The 6251-nt window shown below is 48.0% G+C and carries 6 protein-coding genes; 3 read left to right on the top strand and 3 right to left on the bottom strand.

Going from position 1 to position 6251, the window contains the following annotated elements; genetic code table 11:
* The 3 genes from QVO99_RS08275 to QVO99_RS08265 form a co-directional block, all read right to left on the bottom strand.
* Positions 1–1949: 4-alpha-glucanotransferase (locus QVO99_RS08275; RefSeq protein ID WP_288177076.1), on the bottom strand; the 1949-nt coding region annotated here is incomplete at its 3' end.
* Between the two features lie 58 nt (positions 1950–2007).
* Positions 2008–3324: an MFS transporter gene (locus QVO99_RS08270; RefSeq protein WP_022317143.1), complete on the bottom strand. Its 1317-nt coding sequence runs from the start codon at positions 3322–3324 to the stop codon at positions 2008–2010.
* A 42-nt stretch (positions 3325–3366) separates the two neighbouring features.
* A complete protein-coding gene (locus tag QVO99_RS08265) occupies positions 3367–4392 on the bottom strand; it encodes a LacI family DNA-binding transcriptional regulator (protein ID WP_022317142.1) in 1026 nt (341 codons plus the stop codon).
* Positions 4393–5429: 1037 nt separating this feature from the next.
* Between QVO99_RS08265 and QVO99_RS08260 the strand changes: the two genes are divergently transcribed.
* The 3 genes from QVO99_RS08260 to QVO99_RS08250 form a co-directional block, all read left to right on the top strand.
* Positions 5430–5663: a helix-turn-helix transcriptional regulator gene (locus QVO99_RS08260; protein WP_022315632.1), complete on the top strand. Its 234-nt coding sequence runs from the start codon at positions 5430–5432 to the stop codon at positions 5661–5663.
* A gap of 26 nt (positions 5664–5689) precedes the next feature.
* On the top strand, positions 5690–5887 hold the full coding sequence (locus QVO99_RS08255) for a hypothetical protein (protein ID WP_022317140.1): 198 nt from the start codon (positions 5690–5692) through the stop codon (positions 5885–5887).
* 8 nt (positions 5888–5895) lie between these two features.
* The coding region (locus QVO99_RS08250) for a DNA adenine methylase (RefSeq protein ID WP_288177075.1) at positions 5896–6251 on the top strand (356 nt) is incomplete at its 3' end.

Genomic DNA, 6251 nt, shown 5'->3' with positions numbered 1-6251 from the left:
AGCACATCGCTCACCAAAGCATACAGACCGTCTCTTACCCACACATCGTCCATGCTGTCTTTGCCTTTGAAGACGGCCTCAATCTTGCGCTCCGTGTCGTATTCCGGTTTCAGGGCGAAGATGTCGTCGTGTTTGTGGTCGAGGTATTTCTCCACCACCTCGTCGGCATGGATGCCGAACACACGGTCTACGACCCAACGGGCAATGAACGGAGTGGTGAACAGTTCCTCCTGGAAGTGCAGGCCATAGCCTTCAATTTCCTCTCTCGTCATTCCGAGCGACGGGGCGAATTGTCCGAGCAGTCCGTGAACACAGGTGGTAGGTATAGCCCATATACGGAAGAAACCGAGCACGTGGTCAATGCGGTAGGCATCAAAGTATTTCGCCATGTTCTGGAATCTTCTTATCCACCATTCACATCCGTCATCTATCATCCTCTGCCAGTTGTAGGTAGGGAATCCCCAGTTCTGTCCGTTTATGGAGAAAGCGTCAGGTGGAGCGCCCGCCTGCGAGTTGAGGTTGAAGTATTGAGGCTCATGCCATACGTCACATCCGTTGCGGTCCACTCCGATAGGTATGTCGCCCTTGAGAATCACACCACGCGCCATGGCATACTCATGAGCTGCACGCATCTGTCTGTCGAGCACAAACTGCACATAATAGTAGAACGCCACGTCGGCATATTCCTTCGATTTCGGATCGGTGAGTTTCTTGCGGTCAGCCTCATGCCATTGTTCGTGTCCCTTCCATGAAGAGAAGTCCACGTTTCCGAAAGAGTCTCTCAGATGACAATACTGAGCGTAGGGCACGAGCCAGTGTTCGTTTTCTTTTACGAACATCTTGAAGTCTTCGCCCTTCATAACAGCCTCGCCTTCCTGCTTGAATATTATTCTCAGATAGTCTGTCTTGGTATTGTTAACCCTCTCATAGTCAATCTGTTTCAGCTCGTTAAGTTCCTTGCGCAGAGCCTCCATCTCGCGAGCCTTCTTCTTGTCCTTTATCTCAGGCAACTGTCTGAAGTCGGCAAACTGAGGGTGCAGGGCGAAGATGCTGATGGCAGAGTAGGGGTAAGAGTCAGTCCAAGTGTGAGTTGATGTAGTGTCGTTTATCGGCAACACCTGCAATACACGCTGGTTGGTCTCGGCCACCCAGTCTATCATCATCTTCAGGTCGCCGAAGTCGCCTACTCCGAAGCTACCCTTCGACCGTAGTGAGAACACGGGGATGAGAGTGCCGGCAAGTTTCTCGTCGCATAACTCGAAGAAGGCTTGGTCCAACTCCGTCACTACAACCTCACCGTCGTTTATCGTTGGTGCATGCAGTTGGCGGTTCATGCCAGTCTCCCAGTCCACTCCGCCTTTCTCGTTGAAGGCGATGAACTTGAATTCCGTTTCCTCCTTCTTCATTTCCTTCACATTGATGTCAGCCACCCATTCGTTGTAGTTGTGTTCCACCATTGAGATGGCATCATCTGGGTTCCATCTGCCCAGTGCCTTGTCTTCGCCGACGAGAGCCAGACGGCTGCCGCTCCTCAGTTGTGGAGCGCGCACAATGAGTCTCAGAGTCTGGTTGTAGTCAGAGCCTTTCGCCGGTTCCCTGTGGCGGCGGTTCACGCAGTCGGTGAATGCCGAACTGTAGAGATAGGAGTCGTAAGGGATGTCATTCCATCTGTCGTTCACGAAGTATGTCATGGCCCTCTTGGCGTTCAGCTCCAATCTGTGAGACACTGTGGTCCATTCGTGGCGCACTTCGCTGTCGCCGTTCTCCACACTGTAGTAATATTCCATCTGTGACATTCCGTTTTCGGCAGTAATCTCACAGTGCCATGACATTCCGTCATAGGTATTCATTGAATACACCTTCTCGATGTCTTTCCCTTTGCCTACGACGTTGAGTCTGAGAATCTCACCGAACGTCGTGGCGTATTGTATATTGAAAAATATCTTCATTGTGCAGGATATTTTAAAGTTATTTCTGTTATGTTTTTATTGTATAGGTTGTTCTTTTTTATTGTATAGGCTGTTCTTTCTTGTTGATGATGCCCACGCTCAATGCTCCGAGCGCCAGCAGTACGGCAGCCACGATCATCATGTTGTATTGATGCGAGCCAACGAGCGACAGCAGCGTTCCGCCCACGGCAGCCGCTACTATCTGTGGCAGACAGATGGTGCCGTTGAACAGTCCGAGGTAAGCTCCCTTGTGGCCATATCCCTCCAAGGCGTTTGTCACGAAGGCAAACGGCATGGCGAGCATTGCAGCCCATGCACATCCGATGAGCAGGAATGGGATAACGAGGATGTTCTGGTCGTCGATGAACGGCAGCATGGCAAATCCGGCTGCACCGATGAGCAGACTCACGGCATAGGCGAATTTATCGTTCTTTATCCTTGGCAACACCATAGCCCATGCCACACTGCCCAGCGCCTGCCAGAAGAAGAGCACTCCAACCCAGTTGCCGGCCTCCTGATAAGCCTTCGACGAAACGTCGGTGGTGTGCCATACGGTGTCGGCGATGGTGCCGTTGGTATATGTCCACATATACATGAATGCCGCCCAACAGAAGAACTGTACCAGTCCTACCTTCCAGAACATCGACGGAGCGTTCTTCAGCAGTGTCAGCCAACCGGCTTTCTGCTCCTCCGCCTCAGGCTTGCGCTCGTTGTATTCAGCATATTCCTTCGGGTTCCACTCCTTCACGGTTAGTGTGGTGTAGAGCACGCAGAGTATGAGGATAGCCGCACCGATATAGAAAGAATAAATCACGGAGTCGGGCACTACGCCCTTCGGTGCCTCGTTGGCAATACCGATTGCGGTGAAGAAGAACGGGAACACGTAGCCGATCAGTGAACCGCTGTTGCAGAGAAAGCTCTGGATAGAGTAGGCGAGCGACTTCTGCTTCTCGTTCACCATGTCGCCCACGAGCATCTTGAACGGTTGCATCGCCATGTTGATGCTCGTGTCGAGGAACATCAGCGATATCAGTCCGAACACCATCGCCGTGCTCACCGCCATACCGAAAGAACCGGCGTTTGGCAGCAGACACATCACGGCAACGGCAACTGCCGATCCGATGAAGAGATAAGGAATTCGTCTGCCGAACCTGCACCATGTGCGGTCGCTCAGCGTTCCCACTATCGGCTGCACCAATATACCCATCAGAGGCGGTAGAATCCAGAAATAGCTCAGAGAGTGTGGATCAGCGCCGAGTGTGGCGAAAATTCTTGATATGTTGGCACTTTGCAGGGCGTAGGCTATCTGTACGCCGAAAAATCCGAAGCTTAAGTTCCATAGCTTCCAAAAACTTAAATCCTGTTTCTGTTTCATTATGATTATGTTATTTGTTTCCTTATCAGTTTCCTGTTTCTTTTATCTGCTGCTTCCCCTCACCACGAGTCGTGTCCTCACCACCCGCTTCTCTATCTTGTCAGGGTCTGTCAGCCGCTCCACTTGGTCCATGAGAATCGTGGCAGCCTCTTTTCCCACCTCCACTCCGCGCTGTTCCACGGTGGTGAGCATCGGGTCGCACGCCACGGCACGGTTGCCGTTGGTGAATCCGCACACCGATATGTCGTCGGGAATATTGAATCCCATCCTCTTCGCCGTATACATCACTCCGATTGCCGTGTCGTCGTTCACGCAGAAAAATCCGTCGGGCCTGTCATTGCGCTCCAGCATCTCCGGTGTCAGCTTCTCGGCGTCCTCCCTGTTGTCGCAGGCAATGATGAGATTGTCGTCTGGTGTGATACCGGCTTTCAGCAGGGCGTCACGGTATCCGTTGTATCTGTTCTTGCCTATCTCTGCCCGGCCCTTCATACCGTAGAAGGCTATACGCTTGCATCCAGTCTCAATGAGATGCGTCACGGCCTTGAAAGCCCCCATGTAGTCGTCCACCACAACGAGGCTTGCATTGATACCCGTGCAGATGCGGTCGAAGAAAACGAGCGCTATCCCCTTGTTCTGAAGCGACTTGAAGTGGTCGTACTGCATCGTTTCCTTTGCCTGCGACACTATGACGCCACACACCTGATGAGCTTCGAACATCTGGCATATCTGCACTTCCCGTTCGTAGCTCTCTTTGCTCATCGTTATTATTATCCGGTAGCCGCGTGCTGCCGCAGCCTCCTCTATACCAGTGAGCACGGACGAGAAATAATAGTGGGTGAATTCCGGCACTATGACGCCAATCAGCTTTATTGGTTCGCGCTTTGAGTTTCTCAGAGATTTCGCAATGTTGTTTGGATAGAAGTCGTGCTGCTTGGCATATTCACAGATGGCGTCACGCTTATCCTTCCTCACCCTCGTACTTCCGTTGAGGGCGCGGGAAACGGTAGACACCGACACGCCGAATTTCTCGGCGATATCTTTCATTGTAGTAGCTTGACAGTCGTTCATAGATATTGTAAAGATAATCTTTGCTGCAAATATACGTCAAACTTTCCAATGTCGCATCTCACTCGGCGCTCTTTCTTTCATGCATTTTTGCAAACGATTGCAAAAAGTGGATTATGTGTAGGAAAATGGTGATATAGTGCAAGTTTGCCATACTTTCAAAAGAAATGGAAAGATGGCTGCTTTTGTCTTGTTCCGATGAGAAAAACATCGGTTCCTGACAGGCAAAAGCAGCCATCCGTATTTTACAATTCCGTTACCCGTTGCGGACTTAATCTTATCTTAAAACTTCTCTTACATCATTGCAAGATGCAGAGGCTGCTTTTGCCATCGAAAAGACAGAGGAGCTTGAGATGAACATTATATTAAGATGAATATTTTAATATATAAGATGAACATTATATATAAAGAGAACAGAGCTTATGAAGAAGAGAATGATTCCTTTGTTGCTGCTTCTTTCTTCGCATTTCCTGCTTGCCGTATATGGCAGGGATAGTCAGAAGGAGCAATCTCGCGTTGTAGTCATCGCCATCGACGGATTGAGATGGCAAGAGGTCTTTGAACTTATTGGGCATACGTCTGACATCAAATCTGCCCATCCGGGGCAAGCACGTTGCCCATGTTGGGCAAGCACGTTGCCCCACTTGGGCAAGCATCGTGCCCATTTTAAACCCGAATCGGTCGTTAGGGCTTGCTTGGTTTTGATATTTTAGAAGAGTGGATTTTGTTTGACTTTTAATGAGTAATAGCGAGCTATTGCGAATTAAAAACAGACAAAAGACGCTTATAAAAAACAAAAGACTGCAAGCAGTAATTAAAAAATACAATAAACGGCCTAATGACCGATTTGGGTTTAACGTCCCAACGTTCGGTGCACTATCTTCACATAATAGCAGAATCTTGATTGTGAAGCCTTGAATTAGAGTTGTTTTGTTGGAAAGTAGATGTATAGCGCAATTATTATAGCGTAAATCATTTGATTTTATTCTTCTTTTACATAGATATTATTTATCTTTGCGGAGTACAATAAATATGTTCTGATGGCAAAAAAAGATATAAACCGAATCAAGGTAATACTTGTAGAAAAGAAGAAAACCGCAAAGTGGTTAGCTGGGGAACTTGGCAAAGACCCAGCAACAGTAAGTAAATGGTGTACAAATGTCTCGCAGCCCAGCCTTGATACGCTTGTGGAAGTGTCCAAGGCGCTTGACGTGGATGTGAGAGAACTACTCGTATCCACCAAGGAAGAGCCGAAGTATATTCGTGTAGAATGATGGCAGACGAAAGACAAACAAAAAAAATGAACGAATCATCATTATACAAAGTTGGAGATGAGGTGGTGTTTACATTGAATGAAATACAAAAAGAAGGAGTAGTTCCTATTTTTGATGCTAACGGAACATTTGAACGACCGGTAATCACATCTTATGATATTTTGGTAGAAAATGAGAATATGCTTTATAAACATGTGCCATACGACATGGTAAGTAAAAAATGACATTAATAATGAATACAAAAGCAAAACCATTCATCAAATGGGTTGGCGGAAAAGGACAACTCATTGAACAACTGGAGGCGAAGCTCCCAGCTGACTTTGATAATTGGGATAATGCGACATATATAGAGCCATTCGTTGGCGGTGGAGCTATGTTGTTCTATATGCTGCAACAGCATCCAAATATCAAACATGCCGTAATCAATGACATTAACAGCGATTTGATTACATGTTATAGAACTGTACGTGACAATGTAGAGCGACTGATTCCTGCATTGCAAGACATTCAAGCACAATATTACGCTTTGCAAGACATGGAGGCAAAGCGTGAAATGTTTATGACAGTACGCCAACGCTACAATGAGAA

Source organism: Prevotella sp. CAG:592 (genome assembly GCF_000436015.1).
Taxonomy (GTDB): domain Bacteria; phylum Bacteroidota; class Bacteroidia; order Bacteroidales; family Bacteroidaceae; genus Prevotella; species Prevotella pectinovora.
Note: the sequence above shows the minus strand (reverse complement) of the source record. Positions and strands in the feature narration are given on the sequence as shown.